Consider the following 25,321-nt stretch of genomic DNA (forward strand, 5'->3'; position numbering starts at 1 on the left):
TAGTAATAAATCTTCTAGTCTAGTTATACCATAATTTACAAATAAAAAATAATCCCTTACATTCTAAGATGCAAGGGATTTACTACTTTTATTGGTCTTCTTCTAATTTAAGTTCGTTTGCAGCGATTTCTTCTAGTGCCATACCAACATACTTATGAGACTTTGGATTTTCAATTCGAAGATTGTTAACCTCACGTAATTGTCTTGCCCTCTTTGCCGAAAGTGTGACAAGTGAATATTTCGATCTAATTTTTTCTTGTAACTGGTCAATTGATGGTTCTAACATCATGATAATTCATCCTCCAATAACTTTTTATATTGTGCGGCGATGCGTTCTCGCTTGCAATGTTCACTTTGTATAATAGATTGTATTCTAGCAACTGCTTGCTCCACATCATCATTAACCACGACATAGTCGTACGCATCCATCATTTCTATTTCATTGCGTGCTTCTTTTAATCGATTGAGTATAACTTCTTCATTTTCAGTTCCACGATTAACAATTCGGTTCTTTAGTTCCTCTAAACTAGGAGGGAACAAAAAGATAAAAACACCTTCTGGGAAGTTCTTCTTTACTTGCATAGCTCCTTGAACTTCAATCTCTAGAAAAACATCATGCCCTTTATCCAGTGTTTCTAATACGTAATCCTTTGGTGTTCCATAATAATTATTAACAAATTTAGCGTATTCTAACAGTTTACCTTGTTCAATTAGTTTTTCAAATTCTTCATTTGAACGATAAAAATAATCAACACCATCAACTTCACCAGGGCGTTTTTCTCTTGTTGTCATTGAAATGGAATAACGTAGCTCTGTTTTCCGTTCAAAGAGTTCTTTTCTTACTGTCCCTTTCCCTACACCAGATGGCCCTGAGAGAATAAATAATATGCCTTTCTCTTCAATCAAGTTATTTCCTCCTAAATTGCTCTGTTCTATTCATCTGTCATTTCTTCATGACTCAACACACGCTGTCCGACCGTTTCAGGTTGTACGGCTGATAATACTACATGATCACTATCAGTAATAATTACAGCTCTAGTTCTTCTTCCATATGTAGCATCTACTAGCTTATTATTATCTCTAGCAACTGTAATGATTCTTTTTATTGGAGCCGATTCTGGCGATACAATCGAAATAACGCGATTAGCTGAAACAACATTCCCAAATCCAATATTAATTAATTGTAAACCCACGTAACTTCCCCCTTAATCATTCTAAACTATTATATAGGCTTTTTCATGAAAATAAAAGTATCTACCAAGTTTCACTCGATATTTTGGACTTGTTCTTTAATTTTCTCAATTTCACTCTTCAATTCTACTGTCCACTCGCCTATCATTGAATCCGATGATTTAGAACCGATCGTATTTGCTTCACGGTTCATTTCCTGAACGATAAAGTCAAGCTTTCTTCCAATTGGCTCATCACTATTACAAATCTCTTGCATTTGATCGAGATGGCTTAATAATCTCGTGATTTCCTCTGAAATGTCGCCCTTCTCCGCTAACATGGCTATTTCCTGATGGATCCTTCCTTCGTCCAAATTAATCTGTTTATCAACAAAATCTGCAATACGTTTCTTTATTCGATTGCGGTATTCTTCTATTACTGCTTCTCTTCTACCTTCTAATAATAATACCATATCCCGGATAGCTGAGGCACGTCTTATAATATCTTCAATCAGATATTTCCCTTCCTCCAAACGCATTTCTAAAACCTGTTGACAGGCTCGTTCTACATAAGTTAGTAATAACTCCTGTAGCTCACTTGGTTTATCTTCATTTGCATGTACGGTTATTAGATCTGGAAGTTCAGTAATCATGGAGATCTGGATATCTCCACTCAAAGAATATCTTTCTTTCGCTTTTTGTAGCTCATGTACAAACTGATCCATTAACTCCCAATCCGCTACAATAGATTTATCGACAAAACTATTTCCATCCAAGTCAACATGTATTTCAATCCGTCCCCGGTTGAAGTATGATTTAATTATTCGTTTTATTTTATCTTCCAAAAATAAAAATGTCCTCGGATATTTCGGAACAATATCCAGAAAACGATGATTTACCGCTCTAATTTCTACTGAAATGGATGTACTATCCAACTCGAACGTACTTATTCCATAACCAGTCATACTTTTTGCCAAAATCATCACCTACTTCATTAAACTAACAATTATTATAACATATCTTTCATAGGGTATCGGATCCTAGCATGTATCTAATAGCGGTAAAATAAAAGATAGTTCCTTTTTTGGAAACTAGAATCAAGTTATAAAGTTGGTGCTTATTGAAGATCGAGAAAGTGGCGTGTGAAGGTTCTCCTGTCCATATGTCTAGAAAACATTCAACAGAAAAAACCCTTCACAAATAATTATGAAGGGTTTTAGGATTTATTTTTTTGTGAAGCCAAATAATACAGTAGGTATTGCCGCCATGCCTATAATCAATAACCAATCACGTAATCCCAAGGATACCGTATGGAAAATTGGTTGTAACGGCGTCCAATAAATAACGACTAATAGTAATAACACAGAAGATATTACAGCTACTACAAGGTACATGTTTTCAAAAGGATTCCTATCAAATACTGATCGTTCACTTCGACAATCAAAAACGTGTATTAGTTGTGCCATTACTAAAGTGGAAAAAGCAACTGTTTGTCCATATACAAGGTTCTCAGGGGTATTCTGATACGTAACCATAAAGGCGATTAACGTTACTACACCAATCAAAATACCCCTTGTAATAATTTTATAACCTAAGCCTCGAGCAAACACCCCTTCTTTAGGACTCCTCGGCGCACGCTTCATCACATCATCTTCCGGCTTATCCAGACCTAATGCCATTGCTGGTAAGCCATCAGTAACTAAGTTCACCCAAAGAATTTGGACAGGTACTAACGGAAGTGGCATCCCTAGTAACACTGCAAAAAGCATTACTAGTATTTCCCCAACATTCGACGCTAACAGATAACGTATAAATTTTCGTATATTCTCATAGATATTGCGGCCTTCTTGGATAGCGGCTTTTATAGTAGCAAAGTTGTCGTCCATTAATACGAGTGATGATGCTTCTTTTGTTACATCAGTTCCGCTTATCCCCATGCTAATCCCAATATCACTCGCTTTAATTGCTGGTGCATCATTCACACCATCCCCTGTCATCGCAACAATATGGCCTCTCGATTGAAAAGCCTTTACTATTTTTAGCTTATGTTCAGGAGTTACTCTAGCAAACACATAAACCTCTTCAATGATATCCTCTAGTTCCTCAACTGACATATGGTTCAACTGGCTTCCTTCAAGAACTAATCCATTTTCAGGCAAAAGATTAAGATCTTTCGCAATAGCACGCGCAGTTTTAACATGATCTCCTGTTATCATAACCGTCTTTATACCAGCTTGCCTGCACTCTTCAATAGCAGCTTTAACCTCTTTGCGTGGTGGATCAATAATGCCGTATAATCCAATAAACGTTAAATCCTTCTCCAAGAATGTGGATTCAAGTGATACATCTTTTGCTAAGGGTCTCATACTAATTGCAATCGTACGTAATGCTTTATCTGCCATTCCCCCTATAGCAAGCTCAATATTGTCTCTATCTCGTTGTTTTAGTAATTTGCGATCATTTTGTTCTAAGAAATAGTTACAACGCGGCAGCAGAACATCTGGTGCACCCTTGGTTATAAGAAAACGCCTTTCATTTTCATCTTCGACGACAACACTCATTCGCTTCCGATCAGAATCAAATGGAATTTCTTTAATAATCTTGAAGTTTTCATTATTTAAGTGGGTTAAACCTATCTTTCTAGCTGCTACAAGTAATGCTCCATCGGTTGGATCTCCATCTATAAAGTACTTTCCTTTTTTCACTTGTAGTTCAGCATTATTACATAACTGGCCATAAAGAAGCATAGTTTCTAAATTCGGATGTTCTCTTTTTAATTTTTTATTCCCAAATAGGAATTCACCAACTATATCATAACCATCCCCTGTTACTGAAATGCTCTCTCCGTTTACGAACATTTCCTTAACAGTCATCTGGTTCTCAGTCATCGTACCTGTTTTATCCGAACAGATTACAGAAGCACATCCGAGGGTTTCAACAGCAGATAATTTCCTTACAATCGCCTTTTTGCGTATCATTCTCTGTACCCCGAGTGATAATGCTACAGTAACAATGGCTGGTAATCCTTCTGGAATTGCAGCAACCGCAAGCGAGACCCCTGCAAGGAACATATTATAAACAGGATGCCCTTGAATCACACCAAGACCTACTACTAAAATAGTTAGTAAGATTGCTACAACTATTAATATCTTTCCTAGTTCGGCTAATTTTCTTTCCAGTGGCGTTGGGATTTTTTTCGTATTAGACATTAACGAAGCAATTTGCCCCATGACCGTATTCATTCCGGTACCGACTACAATTCCAATTCCTGAACCACGTGTTACTAAAGTACCCATAAATCCCATATTTACTTGGTCTCCAGCATCTAAGTCATCACGCATGATCGCTGTGGCATGCTTCATTACGGGAAGAGATTCACCAGTTAGTGCCGACTCCTCCGTTTCTAAGCTACTTGATTTTACTATGCGTATATCTGCTGGTATTCGATCACCGCTATTAACTTTTACGATGTCTCCAACTACCAGCTCTCGTGACGAAATCTTTTCCCATTTTTGTTCCCGAAAAACATTTGCCATTGGTGCAGACAACTCTTTAAGCTTTTCAAGAGATTTCTCTGCCTTTTGCTCTTGGAAATAACCAATAAACCCATTGACTAATACAATTACCATAATTGCAATTGCATCAATGAATTCTCCAAGCATTCCCGCTATTAATGTAGCAGCAAGCAATACAAGTACCATAAAATCTTGAAACTGTTTCAAGAAGATAAGTAATCTTGATGTTTGCTTTGCCGATTCTAGAACATTATAGCCATATTGCTTTTGTCTCTCCCCCACTTGTTTAGGGGTCAGTCCCCTAGAAGTTGTTACTTGAAGCTTTTGTTCTACTTGTTCGACATCTAATTGATACCACTTTTTCATGTCGCATTCCTCCATGCTAAACTTGAGAGCATTTTTTCTCATGTAATCTTAATAGTGATATCTATGCAGACTTGTCCTAAATAATGCTATAATTTGGGATGTGAGGTGAGTCAAATGCCATTTGACGGTATTGTAACAAGAGCAGTAACGAAAGAGTTATCCGACAAATTAGTACCAGGTAAAATAACGAAAATTTATCAACCGACTGATACGGAAATTATCTTGACCATTCGTAGCCAAAGAGAAAATCATGTCCTCCTTTTATCTATTCATCCGACTTATTCTCGGGTGCATATCACAAAGGAAACTATCCATAATCCAGCTGATGCACCAATGTTCTGCATGGTACTCCGAAAACACTTATCGGGTGCCATCATCGAATCAATAGAGCAAGATGGAATGGAAAGAATAATTTCATTCACGGTTAAAACCAGAAATGAGATTGGTGATATATCCACCAAAAAACTCATCCTAGAATTAATGGGTAAGCACAGTAATCTTATGCTTGTTGATGAAGAAAAAGGACATATTATCGATAGCTTAAAACACGTATCCATGGCCCAGAATAGATATCGAACAGTGTTACCTGGTTCTCCTTATGTGTTTCCTCCAAAGCAGGATAAAGTAAACCCACTGGAAATAGATGGGGAAACATTAATAAGGAAGCTAGATTTTAATGCAGGTAAAATAGATTCTCAATTAGTTCAGTTATTTGTTGGATTTTCTCCTTTCATTGCTAGTGAGTTAGTTAGTCGTGCAAAATTGGGTACAGATGAGGTTTATAAAGAGGCATTTCTAGAAATACAAAAGCAAATGAACCTTCATCAATACAATCCAACAATCTATCGAGGGATAAAAGAAGATTTTCATGTACTTGAGATATTTCACAATCCAGGTGAAAATGAGAACTTTTCAACGACAAACGAAATGCTTGATCACTTTTATTCAGGTAAAGCAGAACGTGACCGTGTTAAACAGCAAGCAAAGGATTTATATCGTTTCATTCAAAATGAAAAAGATAAAAATGTGCGTAAGCTTAAAAAGCATGAACGCACATTACAAAAGGCAGCTGGCGCAGAAAAGTTTCAACGGTTAGGTGAGCTATTAACTGCTAATATGCACGCCGTTAAATTGGGAGATTCCTCTATATCTGTTGTCGATTATTATGATCCAGAGCAAAAAGAAACTGCAATCGAGCTTAACCCGAATAAGACACCTAGTGAAAATGCACAAAGCTACTTTAAAACTTACCAAAAATTAAAAACATCGAAAGTCAAGGTAGAACAAGAAATTGTAAAAACGAAGGAAGAAATAGCCTATTTTGACCAATTACTACAGCAAATAGATGTAGCCGGAGTAGGAGATATCGAGGAAATACGTGAAGAACTTCGAGAAGAAGGTTATATAAAGAAACAAACTAAAGGTAAACGTAAGAATAAACAAATGACTCCCAAGCCTGAAGAGTATGTATCTACCGATGGTACAACCATGCTTGTAGGGAAAAATAATAAGCAGAATGAGTACTTGACGATGAAGTTGGCACATCGAGATGAAATTTGGTTTCACACGAAGGATATTCCTGGTTCACACGTTATCATCCGATCCAAAAGCCCAAGTGAAGGAACAATACTAGAAGCAGCTCAGTTAGCTGCTTATTATAGCAAATCTCAACGTTCTTCATCGGTCCCAGTAGATTACACAAAAGTTAGACACGTAAAAAAACCAAATGGATCCAAACCAGGATTCGTCATTTACGATAACCAAAAGACAATCTATGTCACACCAGATAAGTCTATAGTAGATAAACTAAAAAAATAATATGTATAAAAAAGGAAGAGGCTAGTACATAACTAAATCAAAGGAATGTAAATACAAACAATCACCAAATCAGCCCCGGAAATATACGGAGACTCCTGTGGGAGGATAGGCATCGGTGAGACCCCGCAAGAGCGATAGCTCTGAGGAGGCTCACCAGCCGCCCACGGAAAGCGTAGTATATTTCCGGGGCGGATTATGTGCACTAATAATGTTCGGATTTACCTTTGATAGAATTACTTTTGTCCCAGCCTTCTTCCCTTTTGTTTTCTCTACAGAATACAACATAGTTAATGGTTTTATAAAAACTTTTCACTAGTTAACATCTTAATAAATTGATCCACCTGTGGTAGTTCCCGAAATCCCTCTTGATAAGAAACCCATGTATATCGCGTAACTGGCTTTCCATCCAGTTCTAAAGCGATATGCGGAAATTCATCCATCATGGAATCTGAAACACTTTTGGGAAGGACTGCCATCCCGATTCCCTGCTTCATGAACTGTTTACACGTCTCAATTTGATCCACAGTCATTGTTCGCACTGGTTTGATTTGATGTTGATGATGATACAGCCAATTATCAACTAATTCATGCATACTATCATCACTCTTAAACGCAATCAATGGACGCTCCTTTAACGTATCTTTGGGAAAAGCTTCTGTATCAAATATATAGAGAGGGTCATCAAATAACCGAATACTGGTTGACTCTTTTAATTTTTCCCCACGAATAATACAAACATGGTAGTCTTTATGATTTCTTCGAATATCCTCACTTATTCCAGTTACTAGATTAATTGTAACGTTTGGGAATAGATTCGTATATTCACCGAGTATCTTTGGTAGAAATCGCTGACTTATTAAAGATGAACAAGCAATAGATAAGGTTCCTTGGACCTCTTTGCTAGATTTCGAAAGCTTATTCTTTAGAGCTAGTTCTTGCTCAACAACTTGTTTCGCATGTTCTAATACAATCTCACCACTTGGCGTTAACACTAGGCTCTTAGGAGTTCTTAGAAAAATTGTTTCTCCAAAATAATCTTCTATATACTTTAACCTTTGTGTAACAGCTGGCTGAGATATTAAAATGGCCTTTGCTGTTCCACGAATCGTGCCAATTTCATTCAGTTTCAATAATAATTCGTAGTCTTCTATTTTCATCTAAATACCTCTGTTCAGATAATTATTATTTATATATTCTTATTATATAATAAACATCTGCTTATTACATGGAATTTATGAATCGATAGAATTTCGCCATTGAATAAGCGTAGCTTGTTCGGTAGCCGTTATTTTGCCATCAACAACTAAAGCTTCGAGTAATACGTCATAGTTCGTTAAGCTCTGATAGCTTACATCTTTATTATTAAAATTAGTTTGTGCATTTTTTAATCCATATGTAAAGATTGACATTACTTCTAAGACTTCAGCACCTGCCTTTCGAAGTGCATCTACTGCTTCAAGTGAAGAGCCTCCTGTAGAAATTAAGTCCTCAATGACTAAGACTTTTTTTCCCTCCACACTATCTCCTTCTATCTGATTACCTTTTCCATGACCTTTTGGTTGAGAACGGACATAAACCATCGGAAGATTTAATCGGTCTGATAACCAGGCCGCATGGGGAATTCCAGCAGTTGCACACCCTGCAACTATATCTGGTTTTGTCTCCATCTTCTCTACCAGGTTAACAAAAGCAGATGTGATTAGCTTTCTTACATTAGGGTGAGACATTGTGATTCGATTATCACAGTAAATAGGAGATTTTAATCCTGAGGTCCAGGTAAAATATTCTGCTGGATTAATTTGTACGGCCTTAATCCGTAATAATTCCCTTGCTAATTCACTGTTAAATTGCATGTTGTTTCCTCCCATTCTCTAACAGCCTGTTCATATGCTTTTCTAGGGTTATTTGATGCAGTAATACTTCTTCCTATGACTAAAAAATCAGATCCAGTTTGTCTTGCATAGCTTGGAGTTGCAATCCGTTTCTGATCGTTCATATCCGTATTTAATAATCGTATACCAGGAGTAACTGTTAAAAATTCTTTACCACAAATCTGTTTAATTTTTTCTACTTCATGCACCGAACATACAACTCCGTCTGCCCCGCTCCGTTTTGCTAGATCTGAAAGTTGTACGACAGTATCCATTAAACTATCTTGTATTTTTAATTCTTCACTCAATACACTCTGTTCCATAGAAGTCAAAACAGTTACTGCTATTAATTTGGTATTACCTTTTTCCAAGCCTTCTTTTGCTCTCAGAATCATTTCACTACCGCCAAGTGCATGAACATTTATCATATCAACTTCTAGACTTGAGAGAACCGTCATCGCTTTCCGAACTGTTGTCGGAATATCATGTAACTTTAAATCTAGGAAGATTTTATGATTATTTTCTTTTAACTTTTCAATAACTGCAAGACCTTCCTTATAAAAGAGCTCCATCCCTACTTTTACTGGGACCCCGTGTAGATGATTGGTATGAATGAATTCGTATGCTTCATTCCAATCCGGAAAATCTAGTGCTAAATAGATAGAATCTGTCATGATACAATCCCCTTTCCTATTGCTTCTTCTACAGAAGTAAATCCGTATTTCCCCAATACTAGAGGTAGCTCATCAATAATTTCCGAACATACAAATGGATTTTGGAAGTTTGCTGTGCCAATGGCTACTGCACTCGCTCCGGCTAGAAGAAATTCAAGTACATCCGCTGCCGATTGAATTCCACCCATACCTATAATCGGGATATTTACCTGCTGACTGACTTCATAAATCATTCGAATAGCTATAGGTTTAATGGCTGCTCCTGATAAGCCTCCAGTTTTATTGGCAATTAGTGGTCTTCTGCTCGGCAGATGGATTTGCATTCCCGTTAAGGTATTAATCATTGATAATCCATCGGCACCTGCTTCTTCTACCGCCTTTGCCATTGAGCAGATATCAGTTACGTTAGGCGATAGTTTCACATAAACAGGTAGATTACTAGCCTTCTTTACTACTTCCGTTACATGAGCCGCCATTTGTGGATCCGTGCCGAACTGAATTCCACCTTCTTTTACATTGGGGCAAGAGATATTTAATTCGAGTGCATGCACTTTATCAGTTTTGTTAAACGATCTAGCTACTAGTTCGTATTCCTCTAAAGTACTCCCGGCTATATTAGCAATGATAGGGGTATCAAAATTTGCTAAAAAAGGAACCTCGGTTTCAATAATTTTACTTACTCCAGGATTTTGTAAACCAATAGCATTCAACATTCCAGAAGATGTCTCCGCAACTCTTGGAGTCGGATTACCAAATCGCTCTCTACCTGTAGCAGCCTTCATAATCACTGCACCTAGCTTACTAAGGTCATAGAATTTGCTATACTCGCGTCCAAATCCAAAGCATCCAGAAGCTGGCATTATCGGATTCTTTAAGGATAATCCTGGTAGTTCAATAGCAAGATCAATCATAGAAGAACCTCCTCTGCTTTGAAAACTGGACCATCTTTACAAATTTTCTTATATCCAGTTCCTTCCTTTGTTGGTATTACACATGCGAAACATGCACCAACACCACACCCCATTCGTTCCTCTAAGGATATATATCCTTGTTTGTCCTTTAGCTTGGCAGATACGGCTTTTAACATTGGAATCGGGCCACAGCTATAATAACAGTCATATAATCCAATCCTATCTAAAAAATCTGTTACAAATCCTTTTTCACCATATGTGCCATCATTAGTTACAATTATCGATTTACCTAGTTCAAGAAACTCTTGCTCTAAAAATACATGTTCTTTCCCCTGATATCCTAGTACAGAAAGGACATTAATTCCTTTTTCTTTTAAGGTTTTTCCTAGGTAATATAGTGGTGGGATACCGATACCGCCACCTACGAGTAAAACTGTCGAAGGTGATTCTAAATTAATCGGATAGCCATTACCTATTGGGCCAAGCACATCTAACATCTTGCCAGAATCATAGGTCGCTAATTCATTTGTACCTTTACCACTTACTCTAAATAGAATGGTTACCGTCCCAGTTTCCCTATTACAGTCTGCTATAGAAACCGGCCTTCTTAATGTATAGTTGCCAACTTGTATGTGCAAAAACTGACCAGGTAGGGCATGTTTGCTAATATAGTCATTCTGCAAATTCATTTCTATCGTATCCAGAGCCACAACTCTCTTCGTTAGTATTTTCATCTGTGCTTTTATCATTATAAGATAACCTCTTTTGTTTGAATTGGGTCCGCGCTAAATGTAGTTGAATCAATTACATTTAATATGGCATTTGCTGTATCTAAATTCGTCAGGCAAGGGATTCCTCTTTCAACAGATACTCTTCTAATCATAAAACCATCAGATCGTGGTTGTTTCCCTGATGTAATTGTGTTGATAACAAATTGTACTTTTCCCTCTTCGATAATCGACAGTACGTTAGGTTCTTTTGTACCTACTTTCGCCACTTCAATAACTGGAATATTGATACCACGAAGGAAAGCAGCAGTTCCTGATGTTGCAAGTATTTCAAAACCAAGTAAGTGAAAACGTTCTGCTATTTGAAGCATTTCAAGCTTATCCTTATCTGCAACTGTAATAAGCACAGCTCCTTCATTAGGAATAGATATTCCAGCAGCTAGTAACCCTTTATAGAGAGCCTTCTCCATTGTTTTGTCATAACCAATGGCTTCACCAGTTGATTTCATTTCAGGACCAAGAATGGTATCCACACTACGTAATTTTTCAAATGAAAAGACTGGTATTTTAACTGACACTTGATGTGTTTCTGGAAGAATACCAGATTCATAGCCAAGATCCTCTAGTTTGTGCCCCATTATACACTTGGTTGCAAGGTTAGCCATCGTTATGCCAGTTATCTTGCTTAAGAACGGAATCGTTCTACTTGCCCTAGGGTTAACTTCTAATACATAAACATCTTCATCACAGACGATAAACTGAATATTGATTAATCCCTTCACTTGAAGCGCTTGAGAAATTTTCAACGTTGCTTGAAACAAATTGTCTTTCACTTTTTTCGAAAGACGTTGTGGAGGGTATACTGCTATAGAATCCCCAGAATGTACACCCGATCGTTCAATATGCTCCATTATTCCTGGAACAATTGTTGTCTCTCCATCACTGATTGCATCCACCTCTACTTCTAATCCAGTAATATACTTATCAATTAGAATGGGGTGGCGATCCGTTATATGACCAGTTTTGTGCAAATATACTTCCAACTCCTCTTGAGAGTAAACGATCTCCATTCGACTCCCACCAATGACATAGGATGGACGAACAAGTACTGGATAACCAATAGATTCGGCAACCTCCATTGCTTGATTCAGATGTCTAACTGCTCTTCCTTCCGCTCTTAATAGACCCAATTCATCTAATAATAATTCAAATTTATCCCTGTCCTCCGCTTTATCAATAGCCTCTAGATTAGTTCCTAGAATAGTAACCCCTCGTCTAGCAAGTCCTTCAGCAAGATTAATTGCTGTTTGTCCTCCAAATTGAACGATTACACCTATAGGCTGTTCTATGTTTACAACATGCATCACATCTTCTAATGTTAAAGGTTCGAAATATAATTTATCCGATATACTGAAATCAGTGGAAACTGTTTCTGGATTATTGTTCATAATAATTGCTTCATAACCCATTTCCTTTATTGCCAGGACCGAATGAACAGTTGCATAGTCAAATTCTACACCCTGCCCAATTCTTATCGGTCCAGAGCCTAGTACTAAAACCTTTTCTCTAGGACTAGGTAGTGATTCGTTCTCTTCCTCATACGTGCTATAAAAATATGGTGTTTGGGAATCAAATTCTGCTGCACACGTATCAACCATTTTATAAACAGGTACAATATTCTCTCTAATACGAAATTCGTAGAGTTCATCAATAGTAATTTCCCAGAGCCTCGCAATATGATTATCAGAGAAACCTTTTTGTTTGGCTTCCAGCAATAGGTCTTTTGAAAAAATTTGTCCCCGAATGACTTCTTCCAAATTTACCAGATTTTCTATCTTTTTTAAGAAAAAGGGATCAATCTTTGTTAAACTAAATATTTCATTAATTGTTACACCCTTTCGGAACGCTTCAGCAAGAACAAAAATTCGTTCATCATCTGCTTTTAATAATCTCTTGCTTAACTCATCTTTGCTAGCAAAAGCCAAACTTGGTAAACTTAATTCTTCCGTACCAACATCCAGCGAACGAATTCCCTTCAGTAATGACTCCTCAAAATTCCTACCAATAGCCATGATTTCTCCGGTTGCTTTCATTTGTGTACCTAATTTCCGATTGCCAGTTACAAATTTATCAAACGGAAAACGAGGTATTTTTGTAACGACATAATCAAGAGCAGGCTCGAATAAGGCATATGTAGTACCTGTGATTGGATTAATTATTTCATCCAAGGTTAGACCGACTGCAATTTTAGCTGCCATTTTTGCTATCGGATAACCAGTTGCTTTGGATGCTAGAGCAGATGAACGACTCACTCGTGGATTTACTTCTATTACATAATAGTTAAAACTAGTTGGATCTAATGCTAATTGAACATTGCACCCACCTTCAATTTCTAAAGCACGAATTATCTTTAGGGATGCATTTCGAAGTAACTGATATTCACGATCACTTAATGTTTGTGATGGGGCGACTACGATTGAATCACCAGTATGGATACCGACTGGGTCAATATTTTCCATATTACATACAACAATTGCCTGATCGTTTTTGTCACGCATTACTTCATATTCAATTTCTTTGAAACCGGCAATATTTCTCTCGATTAAGCATTGATTTACAGGTGACAATGCTAAACCATTTCTAGTAATTTCTCTTAGTTCAGTTTCGTTATAACACATGCCACCACCTGTTCCACCTAGGGTATATGCTGGACGAACAATTAGTGGAAATCCAATTTCATCTGCAAACTCCACTGCTGAATCAACTGTATGAACAATTTTACTTTCAGGCACTGGTTCCTTAATTTCTCTCATTAGATTTCGAAACTTTTCACGATCCTCAGCTTTTTGGATTGCTTCGAGAGAGGTGCCAAGCAGTTTGACGTTGTATTGGTTTAGAATTCCTGTTTTATCTAATGCAACAGCTAAATTTAATCCTGTTTGGCCACCTAAAGTTGGTAATAAAGCATCTGGTTGTTCTTTCCTGATAATCTTGGTTAGAAATTCTACCGTTAATGGTTCCATATATACTTTGTCTGCAATAGTTTGGTCCGTCATTATCGTTGCTGGGTTAGAGTTTGCTAATATTACGGTGTAACCTTCCTCTCTAAGTGCCTGACAAGCCTGTGTACCTGAGTAGTCAAACTCTGCAGCCTGCCCGATGACAATTGGGCCAGATCCAATTACTAGAATTTTCTCTATGGTTGTATTCTTAGGCATAAACTTCCTCTCCCTTTTCAGCTGATATTCGATCAATCATTGTTAAAAATTCATCAAATAAATAATTTGAATCCTCTGGTCCAGGTGAGCTTTCTGGATGATACTGAACTGAAAAAGCAGGATATAATCTGTGCCTAATCCCCTCTACTGAATTGTCATTTAACGCAACATGTGTTAATTCCAAATCCGTTTGTTCTAATGATGACTTATTCACCGCATAACCATGATTTTGAGCAGTTAAAAGCGTCTTCCCATTTATTAAGTCTTTTACCGGATGATTACCGCCCCGATGTCCAAACTTCATCTTCTCCGTCTCTGCCCCACATGCAAGTGCTAGCAACTGATGCCCAAGGCAAATACCAAATATCGGAATTTCTTTAAGCACTTTGCGAATCATATCAATGGCTTGTGGTACATCTTTCGGATCACCTGGTCCATTGGAAAGCACAATGCCATCAGGTTTCAAACGTAAAATATCCTCCGCTGCATAATTGTAAGGTACTACAGTTACATGACAATTTCTTTCCGTTAATTCGCGTAAAATACCATGTTTCATTCCGAAGTCGACTAATACAATTCGACGCCCCCTCCCCGGTACGATATAGGGCTTTATGATCGATGTTTGTTTAACTTGATTATGTTCAATTGGAAGTTTTGCTAATAATTCTATTAACTGACCATTTGGTATGTCTACATTTGCAATATACCCTCTCATCGTACCTGCATGACGGATACGTTTTGTTAGCTTTCTTGTATCTATTCCGTATAAACCAGTAATGTTATGTGCCTTTAAATAGCAATCTATCGTTTCACCACTTCGAAAATTGGAAGGATATTCACTATATTCTTTTACAATTAAGCCATTAATGAAGGGGGCAACAGTCTCAAAGTCATCTCGATTTATCCCATAGTTCCCTATAAGCGGATAAGTTAGAGTGACGATTTGCCCACAATAAGAAGGGTCAGTAATAATCTCCTGGTAACCAGTCATACTAGTATTAAACACAATCTCACCACTAATTTCTTTGTTACTTCCGAATCCCTTACCAATAAAAACCGTTCCATCCTCTAAAATTAATTTACGATAGGACAATAGTTTTCCTCCTCATAGACAACTTTTCCTTCATAGATAGTAAGAATTGGTCTACCCACTACATTCCAATTATGAAATGGTGTATTTCTTCCTTTTGATTTAAAAGTATATTTGTCAATAGTGGTTTCTTGCTCTATATCAATTAACGTTAAATCTGCAACAGCATTCTCTTCAAGTCTTCCAAAAGGTAAATTAAATACATTAGCAGGTTTAATCGTTAGCCAATCTACTAGTTGTTTCAAGGTGATTGTTCCATTCTTTACAAGATTGGTATATAGTAGTGGAAAAGCTGTTTCGAGACCTACAATTCCAAATGGAGCTTTCAACATTCCCTCAGATTTTTCCGCTTCACTATGTGGTGCATGATCTGTTGCAATAAAATCAATTGTGCCATCTAAAAGGCCTTCTACTAATGCCTCTTGATCCTCAATACTTCTTAATGGTGGATTCATTTTAAAGTCCGTATTTTCACTAATAATCGATTCTTCATTTAGAATTAAATGGTGAGGTGTTACTTCTGCTGTCACATGAATTCCGGCTGCTTTTGCATCACGAATTACTCGAACGGATTCCTTCGTACTAACATGGCAAACATGGTAATGGCATCCAGTAGCTTCTGCTAATAGTACATCACGGGCAATTTGTACAGATTCACTTAAAGAAGGTATACCTGGTAAATTCAGTCGTTTACTAACTTCCCCGTCATGAACAACTCCACTATACACGATTGAATTATCTTCACAATGGGCAACAACCGCTTTGCCACTTTTACTAGCTAGTTGCATGGCACGATACATCGTATCAGCAGTTTGTATTCCGACCCCATCGTCTGTGAATGCAAAAATCTGTAATTTCCCTAACTGCTCCAAATCTACTAACTCTTCACCTTTTAAACCCTTAGTAAGGGATGCGTAAGGCATCACCCGTATCACTGCGTCTTGGTTTATTTTATCTAGCAAATGATTGATTGTTTCTTCGTGATCAGGGACAGGATTGGTATTCGGCATAGCACATACAGTTGTAAATCCACCTCTTGCAGCCGCTCTTGTGCCAGTAAGTATAGTTTCTTTATGCTCTCCACCAGGTTCTCTTAAATGAATGTGGACATCGATAAATCCTGGTGTTACTATTTTCCCATCACATTCTATTACTCTCTCAATATGTTCGTCTACTGTTATTGATGGTGCTATCTCAATAATTTTCCCTTCTTCGATTAGAACATCACATCTTTCTAATTCACCATTATCAATTAATCGCTTTGAGTTTTTTAACAACATTCTCATGAATTATCCCCCATTCTTTTAGTACATGTGTTAAAATAGCCATTCTCATACAAACTCCATTTGTCATCTGCTTAAAAATTCTTGAACGCTCACACTCGATTAAATCACCGTCCATCTCCACATCACGATTTACTGGTGCGGGGTGAAGAATAATTGCATGTTTTAGCATGTTTTGTTCTCGTTCTTTAGTAAGTCCATATTGTTCTAAGTATTGTTTAGTTTGATTTTTCTCCATATGTCTTTCATGTTGAATGCGTAACATCATGACAACATCACAAAATTGAATAGCCTCGTCTATTGGAATGGTTGGAAATGGCAATTTCTCATCCTCATATCCCGGAGGAGCACTTAGGTAAACATTGGCTCCTAATCTAGCAAGTGTATTGGCATTTGATTTTGCAACTCTGCTATGCTTGATATCTCCTACAATAACTACATTTTTATTATTAATTTCACCAAACTCTTGGTGAATGGTTAGAAGATCCAGCAAACACTGTGTGGGATGCTCTGCTTTTCCAGCACCTGCATTGATAATCGGAATGTTAATATTTTCTAATTCTGACATCCAATCATCCGCTTCATGACGAATGATTGCTACATCAGCACCAATTGCTTCGAACGTTTTGACTGTGTCATAAAGGGATTCCCCTTTTATAAAACTCGAGGATTCTAAGTGAAAATCTAATACCTCTAGACCAAGCTTTCTTTCTGCAACCATAAAACTCATTTTTGTACGAGTACTTGGCTCAAAGAATAAATTAGCTGCAAAAATTTGGTCTAATAGTTTATGATCGTTGTACATCTCATACATTTCAGCATCAATTAGTAATTGACAAATTTCTTCATTTGATAATTGATCAACAGATATAAAATGCTTCAAGATAACCACCCCATCATAGTTTGTTTTTTACCCACAAAAAAACCTCCTTGCAATTTGGTCGCAAAGAGGTACACGTGCAGAATTTATCCACACATAAACATAAGCAACCTTGTAAACCTCTCTGGATTTAATTAAAGGTCCTTAACATATTTACTTTTCGTATATGGATACTAGGTCCAATTGTTGGTCTACTTCTTCTAGCTGGACCACAATAATCTCATGTTCGGATGTTGGAATGTTCTTCCCAACATAATCTGCTCGTATTGGTAACTCACGATGGCCACGGTCTACTAAGACTGCTAGCTGAATTTGAGAAGGTCTCCCTAAATCCATCACAGCATCCATTGCTGCTCGAACCGTTCTTCCAGTATAAAGAACATCGTCAACTAGAATAATTTTCTTGCCCGTTATATCTACTGGAATATCGGTTGCCTTAATCTCTGGTTCATTCGATTCAACAGCCTTTTCCAGGTCATCGCGGTAAAGCGTAATATCTAGCTCTCCTATTGGTAATGATAATCCTTCAATTTGTTGAACCTTTTCTTGTATACGAATTGCCAATGGAACACCTCTAGTTTTAATACCTACTATAACGAGATCTTCTCCACCTTTATTTTTTTCGAGAATTTCATGTGCAACTCGGGTAAGTGCACGGTTTATTGCCTGCTGATCAAGAATTTCAGTTTTCTTTTTCATCTATACTACCCCCTAAATAAAAACCCCTTTTCTCCATGAGGAAAAAAGGGGTTGAATGTAAGTATCCCATATTAACCGTTCCTTTTTAGCCTCTCTGGACTTAATTAAAGGTTCTATTCATTTGGTTTATTATTTCAGATTTATGATTCTCTGTCAACTACATTATTTCAAGTTGATGTAGAAGTTCTTTAAAATAACTTGGTGAATCTACTTCAAACCGTAGCCATTCTTCTGTTGTAGGGTGAGTAAATCCTAAAACCTTAGCATGCAAAGCTTGACCATCTGTGTCTAATGTTTTCCTAGGACCGTATTTCGGATCACCAACAAGTGGGAAACCAATATAGCGCATATGAACGCGAATTTGATGGGTTCGTCCTGTTTCAAGTTGACACTCAATATGCGTGAATTCTTCGAAACGCTGAAGCACTTGAAAATGCGTCACTGCGTGCTTTCCGTTATCAACCACTCCCATCTTTTGGCGATCTTTAGGGTCTCTTCCGATAGGTGCGTCTACCATTCCTGTGTCATGATTTATCACACCATGTACCACAGCCTCATATCTTCTCTCTACGTCTTTATTAGATAGTTGCTCTGATAAACTGGTATGAGCCTTATCATTCTTAGCAACAACTAATAATCCACTTGTATCTTTATCAATTCGGTGAACAATACCAGGCCTCTCAATACCATTAATACCTGACAAGTCGTTGCAATGATATAATAGTCCGTTTACTAGCGTCCCAGATTGGTGTCCAGCCGAGGGGTGAACTACCATTCCTTTTGGCTTGTTTACCACTAACAAGTCACTATCCTCATATACAATATCCAATGGAATATTCTCGGGCTTTATGTCTAGAGGCTCTACTTCTGGGATGGCCCAAGTTACAACATCACCTACTTGGCATTTGTAATTTGCTTTTACAATCTCATTATTAACCTTTACTAAATCTTTAGCTATCCATCCCTGAACCTGTGAACGAGATTGATTAGGATTTGCCTCCGAAAGTAACTTATCAATTCTCATTCTTTTTTCTAGCTCTGTTACTACATGCTGTAATGTCATTTAGGCCTTTCCCTTCTGTTTTTTCTCATCTAATAATGTTGCAATGATTACAATAACTACACCAATTGTAAGTGCTGCATCGGCAATATTAAAGATTGGAAAGTCATATCCAAAAATAATAAAATCAAAAAAGTCCACTACTTCTTGATGGAACAAACGGTCAATAAAGTTGCCAATTGCTCCACCTAATATTAGTCCAAGACCACTAGCAAGTAACTTACTTTCTTTTCCGAATTTATGTAAATAGTAGATGATACCAGCAATTACGATTAATGTAATCACATAAAAGAAGCCCATCTGTCCTTCTAGTATTCCCCAAGCAGCACCACTATTGCGATGCGAGGTTAAATAAAAAAATCCGTCTATGATATTTATTTGCTCATATAATTCCATGTTTTTAACTACTAAATACTTAGTAAACTGATCAATCGCTATTACAATAATTGCCAAGATATAGAAACGATACATTCTCCATCCTCCGTTTTGTGCTACTTTCTATTATGTTTTCTTTAGAAATCCTTAGTTAATCTTATACTGTATCGATTAAAAATTCAATGATTTGTGGGACCAAGACCTAAATAAAGTGGAGTATAAACCACTTCTGATTTATACTCCACTTACTATTATTTCTTTTTGTATTTAATAGTGTTCTTCTACTACCTCTGCACAACGTGAGCATAGTGTTGTGTGTGTAGTATGCTCACCCACCGTGTCAGATGCAACCCAACAGCGTTCACATTTCTCACCTGAGTGTTTTTCAACTACTACATCTACATGGCGATATGCTCTAGTAGCATCAGACTGATTAGTAACAACCACCTCGGAAACGATTAGCAATTGGTGTACATCATTAATGGAATTTAGTACATCTCTTGTTCCGTCATCCTTAGGAACTATTGTTATCTTAGCCTCTAATGATTTACCAATAACCTTCTCATTACGCGCTTCTTCAAGTGCCTTTAGTACGTCATCACGTACAACCATGAAATGATTCCACTTCTCTTCTAACCCTTCAAAGCCTTCAATTACTCTAGGCTCAGGAATATCAGTAAGCTGTGGACTTTCTGCTTGAACACCTGGGATGTATTCCCATACCTCATCAGCCGTATGAGGAATAATTGGCGTCACTAATTGAACTAAAGTTGTTAATATTTCATAGAATCCAGTCTGAATACTTCTACGACGATGATTATCTGCTGCTTCAATATAAAGTACATCTTTAGCAAAGTCTAGATAGAATGAGCTTAAATCATCCGAACAGAAGTTATGGATACGATGGAAAATTGGAGAATACTCAAATTTATCATAGCTCTCTCTTACATCATTAACTAACTTTTGTAGACGGTGTAACATATAACGGTCTACTTCTTCCATCTTAGCTTCTGGTACACGGTCTGTTTCTGGATTAAAGTCAGCTAAGTTTGCAAGCATAAAACGGAACGTATTACGGATTTTACGGTAAGCTTCTGATGTCTGCTTTAAGATATCATCTGATATACGTACATCTGCTTGATAATCTACAGAGGCAACCCAAAGGCGTAATATATCAGCACCTAACTGTTTTAATACCTTACTAGGAACAATAACATTTCCTAGAGATTTACTCATTTTACGGCCATTGCCATCTAATACAAATCCATGACTTATAACATTCTTATAAGGTGCTTTTCCTGTTACTGCAACAGCAGTTGAAATAGAGGAGTTAAACCAACCTCGATATTGGTCACTACCTTCTAAATAAACATCAGCAGGTCTTGTGTGATCTTCTCTATTCAATAGTACTCCAGCATGAGAAGAACCAGAATCAAACCAAACGTCCATAATATCCGACTCTTTTGTGAACTCTCCATTAGGACTATGCTCAGAAGTAAATCCTTCTGGTAATAAATCTTTTGCTTCTCGTTCAAACCAAACATTGGAACCATGTTCCGCAAATAAATTAGCTACATGCTCAATTGTTTCATCTGTAATAATTGGCGTACCATCTTCTCCGTAAAATACTGGAATAGGTACTCCCCATGCGCGTTGACGAGAAATGCACCAATCCTCGCGATCTCGTACCATATTATAAAGTCTTGTTTCACCCCATGAAGGATACCAATTCACTTGTTTAATTTCTTCTAAAATATTCTGGCGGAAGTCCTTAATCGATGCGAACCACTGTGCTGTCGCACGGAAAATCGTTGGCTTCTTCGTTCTCCAATCATGTGGATAAGAGTGTGTAATAAATGATAGCTTTAATAGCGAGCCAGCAGCTTCTAATTGTTCTGTAATTGCTTTATTCGCATCATCATAAAACATTCCTTCAAAACCAGGTGCCTCACTAGTAAACACACCTTTATGATCAACTGGACAGAAAGCTTCAATTCCGTATTCTTTAGAAACATAGAAATCGTCTTCCCCATGACCAGGTGCTGTATGAACACAACCAGTACCTGCATCTGTCGTAACATGTTCACCTAGCATGACTAAAGATTCCCGTTCATACAACGGGTGCTTCGCTGTAACTCGTTCCATATCATTACCCTTGAACGTTTTAACAACTTCGGGGTTTTCCCATTCTAACTCTGTCGTTAGACTTTCCAGTAATGCTTCGGCAACAACGAGTTTATCATTATTAACTTTAACTAATACATAGTTGATTTCCGGGTGAACACTGATTCCTAGGTTAGCAGGAATAGTCCATGGCGTAGTAGTCCAAATGACGATTTTATCTCCAGCATCTAGAACACCTTTTCCATCCACAACATCAAAAGCAACATAGATGGATGCAGAACGTTTATCGTAGTATTCAATTTCTGCTTCAGCTAGTGCAGATTCTGATGAAGGAGACCAATATACTGGCTTCAGCCCTTTATAAATGTAACCTTTTTTAGCCATTTCACCAAAAACTTTAATTTGAGCTGCTTCATAATCCTTCGTTAATGTAATATATGGATTATCCCAATCCGCACGTACCCCAAGTTCTTTAAATTGGGAACGTTGGCTATCTAATTGAGTCATCGCATATTCAGCACACATTTGTCTAAATTCAGCTATCGACAACTCCTTACGTTTTACTTTTTTGTTCTTCGTTAGGGCTGTTTCAATAGGCAACCCATGTGTATCCCAGCCAGGAACATATGGTGCATGGAAACCAGTCATCGATTTATAACGAGTGATAAAATCCTTTAAGATTTTATTTAGTGCATGACCAATATGAATATCACCATTCGCATATGGTGGACCATCATGTAGAATAAATGTTGGTCTCTCCTTGGTTCTCTCTACTGATTTCTCATATAGGTTCGTTTCTTCCCATTTTTCACGACGAATGGGCTCTTTATTTGGCAAATTTCCACGCATTGGAAAATCGGTTTTTGGCATTAATAACGTTTCTTTATAGTCCACTGATTGTTCCTCCTTAAATATAAACATTCATAAAATAGTAAATATTTCGTAATAAAAAAAGCCTCTCAAATCCCAAAAGGGACGAGAAGACTCGCGGTACCACCCTTATAAATTTAAAATGATTACATTTTAAATTCACTCGATATTCGTAACGTGAATAATACGTCCAATTTTACTTTATCAAATTGGATACTCAAGAGTGATTTTCTAAAAACATGCTGTACTAGGCTTACACCAATTCCTAGCTCGCTAAAACAAGCAAAAGTTTTTATACTGTCTCTGTCATCGTATTTTTATATCTTTTATTATTTATCATACGTGTATGCATTATATGTAAATTCTCTTAAAACGTCAAGATTTAAGATTCATGGTTAACCAATTCTAGTTCTTTTCCCATTTCTACTTCAAATAAGTCTTCCCAATCATCGGAACCTATCATATCTAATTGAGCCTCAACAAGCATTCTTAAACGAGTACGGAATACTTTTGCTTGTTTCTTTAGCTCTTCTACCTCGATAGATACTTTACGAGACTTACTTAGCGCTTCATTAATAATTCGGTCAGCATTTTTTTCTGCTTCCTTAATAATTAATTTGGATTCTTTAGAAGCATTTCCCTTTAGTTCCTCAGCAGTTTCTTGAGCGATTAGGATTGATTTATTTAAGGTCTCTTCGATATTGGTAAAGTGACTGAGTTTTTCATTCATTTGTTCAATCTTTTCTTTTAATTCTTTTCTATCACGAATTACCATTTCATAATCTTTGATAACCTGATCTAAAAATTCATTTACTTCATCTTCATCATATCCACGAAAACTCCTCGTGAATTCCTTATTATGAATATCCAATGGCGTTAATGGCATATTGTGTTAACCTCCCTATAATAATTTAAAGAATAATATGAGTACTTTTTTAGTATACCAATAAATTTCGACAAAAAGCATTAAATTCCTGCAATATCTATTGATATTTCCGAAAAAAACAGAAAAAACAACCTTTTGATACTCATTATATATCAAAACGTTGTTCTTTACTATACCTGTAATATTTGAGTTTCCGCAAAAATATTAGAAAGTGACATAAAAGAAGAGATAAAGTGAAAATCCAGTTCAGAAAGTAATGAAAAGTGGCAATTTTAGGGGAAAACAAGGAAAAACCCACCAAGGTTTAGTATAATTTTAGTAGACAGCCAAAAAGATACTAAACAAATCTATAGGAGGGTTTTTCATGTTTAATTCTACCACAGATGTGTACGCTACGAAACGGGAAGTTGTTAATTTTTCAAAAGGTTTGGTGCCAGGTAATCGTCGGGTTGAATCCAAGTTTGTAACCCAATCAATTTACGGTATATTAAGGTCCGGAAGTACAATCCTTAAGAATATAGCTACAGCTTTAAATGAGCCAATCCGCATTAAAAATACCATTGATCGGCTCAGTCAAAACCTTGGGCGTACGCTATCTCCAGAAATCCAAGAAAACTATACACAAAAGGTCACAAAGGCTTTAGGGGAGCACCCAGTAATTCTAGTGGATGATTCCGATGTGATTAAACCCCATGGTGAAAAGTTTGAAGCCCTTGGTGAAGTGCGAGACGGTTCTTCAAAAGACAATAAAATTGAAAAGGGCTACCTAGTAACGGAAATGGTCGGATTGACGACTAAGAAGAAGCAACCTGTCAGTTTGTTTTCCCATATTCATTCATCGAAAGAAAAAGATTATAAATCTACAAATGAAGTACTATTTGAAGGTTTAAATCAAGTCATTTCCAGTTTGAAATCAAGAGCTACATTCGTATTTGACCGCGGTTATGATATGAATGCACTGTTTCATTTCATGCATAAACAAAAACAAGACTTCATTATCCGTTTGAAGGAAAATCGAAAATTGTTTTGGAAAGGAAAATGGTTTAAAGCCGCTGTACTTAGGGATTCACGGAAAGGGAAAATTAAAACTACCTTACTGTTTAGTGAAGATGGAAAACAGAAAAAAGAGACGGTGTACATTAGCCATTTGAATATAAAAGTCACTGCCAGTAAAAATCCAATTAGTCTTATCCTCGTTTATGGGCTTGGGAAAACGCCAATGATGTTAGCTACGAACAAGGTAATCCAAAGTAAAGAAGATGCCATTCACATCGTAAGGACCTACATGTCGAGATGGCGTATTGAAGAATATTTCCGTTTTAAGAAACAACATTTTGGATTTGAAGATTTCCGCGTCAGGAGTTTGACATCCATTAATAATCTCAATCAATTATTAACATATGCGATTGGTTTATTAGGCCTTCTTGCCGATAAAATGAGCACCAGCAGGCTATCACGTCAGCTTATTGAAAATGCCAAAGCACTCCGTAAAGATATTCAATTTTATTATTATCAGCTTGCAGAGGGTATTTTGTCGACATTGGCCTATGCCAGGGAAGGAGTTCAGGGTTGGTTTCGAATACGCCATAACTTTCCTCGTCAGTTAGAATTAAAATTGGTTAGCTAAAAAGACCCTAAAAACTAAATTTTTAAAAGAGCCTTGGATAGGCTCTCTTTGAGGACGCCAAAATTCCTTTTTTTGGCTAAATACTTTAGACTCTTCTGTATTTTTGTCGTAGTTCATAATCAAAGGTTGATTTTTTTACGTTTTGCGGAAACTCAAA

General features: G+C 37.0%; 21 protein-coding genes and 1 other annotated feature. Of the genes, 2 read left to right on the forward strand and 19 right to left on the reverse strand.

Features of this window, described 5'->3' with window-relative positions; translation table 11 throughout:
* Nucleotides 1–88: 88 nt before the first annotated feature.
* The 5 genes from rpoZ to TE34_RS11370 form a co-directional block, all read right to left on the reverse strand.
* Nucleotides 89–289 (reverse strand): DNA-directed RNA polymerase subunit omega, encoded by a 201-nt coding sequence (rpoZ, locus tag TE34_RS11350; protein WP_047984934.1) that lies wholly within the window; start codon nucleotides 287–289, stop codon nucleotides 89–91.
* Entirely contained in the window at nucleotides 286–906 is a 621-nt protein-coding gene (gene gmk / locus TE34_RS11355) for a guanylate kinase (RefSeq protein WP_047984935.1), read from the reverse strand. Before gmk ends, rpoZ begins: the two co-directional genes overlap by 4 nt.
* Before the next feature lie 26 nt (nucleotides 907–932).
* Nucleotides 933–1,193 carry an extracellular matrix/biofilm regulator RemA gene (gene remA, locus TE34_RS11360; RefSeq protein WP_047984936.1) on the reverse strand — a complete coding sequence of 87 codons (261 nt, stop codon included), beginning with the start codon at nucleotides 1,191–1,193 and terminating at the stop codon, nucleotides 933–935.
* A 71-nt stretch (nucleotides 1,194–1,264) separates the two neighbouring features.
* Nucleotides 1,265–2,146, reverse strand: a complete 882-nt coding sequence (locus TE34_RS11365; RefSeq protein ID WP_053075065.1) for a YicC/YloC family endoribonuclease — start codon at nucleotides 2,144–2,146, stop codon at nucleotides 1,265–1,267.
* A 246-nt stretch (nucleotides 2,147–2,392) separates the two neighbouring features.
* Nucleotides 2,393–5,050, reverse strand: coding sequence for a calcium-translocating P-type ATPase, SERCA-type (locus TE34_RS11370; RefSeq protein ID WP_047984938.1), 2,658 nt, complete (start codon nucleotides 5,048–5,050; stop codon nucleotides 2,393–2,395).
* Nucleotides 5,051–5,164: 114 nt separating this feature from the next.
* On the opposite strand from TE34_RS11370, the gene TE34_RS11375 reads away from it, so the two are divergent.
* The gene (locus TE34_RS11375; protein ID WP_047984939.1) at nucleotides 5,165–6,868 is read left to right on the forward strand and encodes an Rqc2 family fibronectin-binding protein; all 1,704 of its coding nucleotides are present in this window, start codon (nucleotides 5,165–5,167) and stop codon (nucleotides 6,866–6,868) included.
* 296 nt (nucleotides 6,869–7,164) lie between these two features.
* Here the strand turns inward: TE34_RS11375 and TE34_RS11385 are convergent, their stop codons facing one another.
* The 14 genes from TE34_RS11385 to TE34_RS11450 form a co-directional block, all read right to left on the reverse strand.
* Nucleotides 7,165–8,025 carry a LysR family transcriptional regulator gene (locus TE34_RS11385; protein ID WP_047984941.1) on the reverse strand — a complete coding sequence of 287 codons (861 nt, stop codon included), beginning with the start codon at nucleotides 8,023–8,025 and terminating at the stop codon, nucleotides 7,165–7,167.
* A gap of 75 nt (nucleotides 8,026–8,100) precedes the next feature.
* On the reverse strand, nucleotides 8,101–8,721 hold the full coding sequence (gene pyrE, locus TE34_RS11390) for an orotate phosphoribosyltransferase (protein WP_047984942.1): 621 nt from the start codon (nucleotides 8,719–8,721) through the stop codon (nucleotides 8,101–8,103).
* Nucleotides 8,700–9,413 (reverse strand): orotidine-5'-phosphate decarboxylase, encoded by a 714-nt coding sequence (gene pyrF / locus TE34_RS11395; protein WP_047984943.1) that lies wholly within the window; start codon nucleotides 9,411–9,413, stop codon nucleotides 8,700–8,702. The genes pyrE and pyrF overlap by 22 nt, the downstream gene beginning before the upstream one ends.
* Complete coding sequence (locus TE34_RS11400) at nucleotides 9,410–10,324, reverse strand: dihydroorotate dehydrogenase (protein WP_201777693.1); 915 nt, start codon at nucleotides 10,322–10,324, stop codon at nucleotides 9,410–9,412. The genes pyrF and TE34_RS11400 overlap by 4 nt, the downstream gene beginning before the upstream one ends.
* Nucleotides 10,321–11,073: a dihydroorotate dehydrogenase electron transfer subunit gene (locus tag TE34_RS11405; protein ID WP_047984944.1), complete on the reverse strand. Its 753-nt coding sequence runs from the start codon at nucleotides 11,071–11,073 to the stop codon at nucleotides 10,321–10,323. The genes TE34_RS11400 and TE34_RS11405 overlap by 4 nt, the downstream gene beginning before the upstream one ends.
* The gene (gene carB / locus TE34_RS11410; RefSeq protein ID WP_047984945.1) at nucleotides 11,073–14,270 is read right to left on the reverse strand and encodes a carbamoyl-phosphate synthase large subunit; all 3,198 of its coding nucleotides are present in this window, start codon (nucleotides 14,268–14,270) and stop codon (nucleotides 11,073–11,075) included. The genes TE34_RS11405 and carB overlap by 1 nt, the downstream gene beginning before the upstream one ends.
* Nucleotides 14,263–15,363, reverse strand: coding sequence for a glutamine-hydrolyzing carbamoyl-phosphate synthase small subunit (carA, locus tag TE34_RS11415; protein ID WP_047984946.1), 1,101 nt, complete (start codon nucleotides 15,361–15,363; stop codon nucleotides 14,263–14,265). The genes carB and carA overlap by 8 nt, the downstream gene beginning before the upstream one ends.
* Entirely contained in the window at nucleotides 15,345–16,646 is a 1,302-nt protein-coding gene (locus tag TE34_RS11420) for a dihydroorotase (protein WP_047984947.1), read from the reverse strand. Before TE34_RS11420 ends, carA begins: the two co-directional genes overlap by 19 nt.
* Complete coding sequence (locus TE34_RS11425; RefSeq protein WP_047984959.1) at nucleotides 16,609–17,526, reverse strand: aspartate carbamoyltransferase catalytic subunit; 918 nt, start codon at nucleotides 17,524–17,526, stop codon at nucleotides 16,609–16,611. Before TE34_RS11425 ends, TE34_RS11420 begins: the two co-directional genes overlap by 38 nt.
* Before the next feature lie 150 nt (nucleotides 17,527–17,676).
* The gene (gene pyrR / locus TE34_RS11430; protein WP_047984948.1) at nucleotides 17,677–18,222 is read right to left on the reverse strand and encodes a bifunctional pyr operon transcriptional regulator/uracil phosphoribosyltransferase PyrR; all 546 of its coding nucleotides are present in this window, start codon (nucleotides 18,220–18,222) and stop codon (nucleotides 17,677–17,679) included.
* Between the two features lie 157 nt (nucleotides 18,223–18,379).
* Nucleotides 18,380–19,285, reverse strand: a complete 906-nt coding sequence (locus TE34_RS11435) for an RluA family pseudouridine synthase (protein WP_047984949.1) — start codon at nucleotides 19,283–19,285, stop codon at nucleotides 18,380–18,382.
* Complete coding sequence (lspA, locus tag TE34_RS11440; protein ID WP_047984950.1) at nucleotides 19,286–19,753, reverse strand: signal peptidase II; 468 nt, start codon at nucleotides 19,751–19,753, stop codon at nucleotides 19,286–19,288. It lies immediately after the preceding gene.
* 171 nt (nucleotides 19,754–19,924) lie between these two features.
* The gene (gene ileS, locus TE34_RS11445) at nucleotides 19,925–22,675 is read right to left on the reverse strand and encodes an isoleucine--tRNA ligase (RefSeq protein ID WP_047984951.1); all 2,751 of its coding nucleotides are present in this window, start codon (nucleotides 22,673–22,675) and stop codon (nucleotides 19,925–19,927) included.
* A 74-nt stretch (nucleotides 22,676–22,749) separates the two neighbouring features.
* Nucleotides 22,750–22,970, reverse strand: a binding site (T-box leader).
* A 63-nt stretch (nucleotides 22,971–23,033) separates the two neighbouring features.
* Nucleotides 23,034–23,537 carry a DivIVA domain-containing protein gene (locus tag TE34_RS11450; RefSeq protein WP_047984952.1) on the reverse strand — a complete coding sequence of 168 codons (504 nt, stop codon included), beginning with the start codon at nucleotides 23,535–23,537 and terminating at the stop codon, nucleotides 23,034–23,036.
* A gap of 364 nt (nucleotides 23,538–23,901) precedes the next feature.
* On the opposite strand from TE34_RS11450, the gene TE34_RS20750 reads away from it, so the two are divergent.
* A complete protein-coding gene (locus TE34_RS20750; protein WP_157037574.1) occupies nucleotides 23,902–25,164 on the forward strand; it encodes a transposase in 1,263 nt (420 codons plus the stop codon).
* Nucleotides 25,165–25,321 lie beyond the last annotated feature (157 nt).

Origin of the sequence: Ornithinibacillus californiensis (assembly GCF_001038485.1) — a bacterium.
Lineage (GTDB): Bacteria > Bacillota > Bacilli > Bacillales > Amphibacillaceae > Ornithinibacillus > Ornithinibacillus californiensis.

What these genes read in the sequence shown, in the direction of transcription:
- pyrF (WP_047984943.1), bottom strand. Translation starts at nt 9,413, where the DNA reads ATGACAGATTCTATCTATTTAGCACTAGATTTTCCGGATTGGAATGAA.
- carB (WP_047984945.1), bottom strand. Translation starts at nt 14,270, where the DNA reads ATGCCTAAGAATACAACCATAGAGAAAATTCTAGTAATTGGATCTGGC.
- TE34_RS11435 (WP_047984949.1), bottom strand. Translation starts at nt 19,285, where the DNA reads ATGACATTACAGCATGTAGTAACAGAGCTAGAAAAAAGAATGAGAATT.
- TE34_RS11450 (WP_047984952.1), bottom strand. Translation starts at nt 23,537, where the DNA reads ATGCCATTAACGCCATTGGATATTCATAATAAGGAATTCACGAGGAGT.
- rpoZ (WP_047984934.1), bottom strand. Translation starts at nt 289, where the DNA reads ATGATGTTAGAACCATCAATTGACCAGTTACAAGAAAAAATTAGATCG.
- lspA (WP_047984950.1), bottom strand. Translation starts at nt 19,753, where the DNA reads ATGTATCGTTTCTATATCTTGGCAATTATTGTAATAGCGATTGATCAG.
- TE34_RS11385 (WP_047984941.1), bottom strand. Translation starts at nt 8,025, where the DNA reads ATGAAAATAGAAGACTACGAATTATTATTGAAACTGAATGAAATTGGC.
- TE34_RS11420 (WP_047984947.1), bottom strand. Translation starts at nt 16,646, where the DNA reads ATGAGAATGTTGTTAAAAAACTCAAAGCGATTAATTGATAATGGTGAA.
- TE34_RS11375 (WP_047984939.1), top strand. Translation starts at nt 5,165, where the DNA reads ATGCCATTTGACGGTATTGTAACAAGAGCAGTAACGAAAGAGTTATCC.
- pyrE (WP_047984942.1), bottom strand. Translation starts at nt 8,721, where the DNA reads ATGCAATTTAACAGTGAATTAGCAAGGGAATTATTACGGATTAAGGCC.
- pyrR (WP_047984948.1), bottom strand. Translation starts at nt 18,222, where the DNA reads ATGAAAAAGAAAACTGAAATTCTTGATCAGCAGGCAATAAACCGTGCA.
- TE34_RS11370 (WP_047984938.1), bottom strand. Translation starts at nt 5,050, where the DNA reads ATGAAAAAGTGGTATCAATTAGATGTCGAACAAGTAGAACAAAAGCTT.
- TE34_RS20750 (WP_157037574.1), top strand. Translation starts at nt 23,902, where the DNA reads ATGTTTAATTCTACCACAGATGTGTACGCTACGAAACGGGAAGTTGTT.
- TE34_RS11405 (WP_047984944.1), bottom strand. Translation starts at nt 11,073, where the DNA reads ATGATAAAAGCACAGATGAAAATACTAACGAAGAGAGTTGTGGCTCTG.
- TE34_RS11400 (WP_201777693.1), bottom strand. Translation starts at nt 10,324, where the DNA reads ATGATTGATCTTGCTATTGAACTACCAGGATTATCCTTAAAGAATCCG.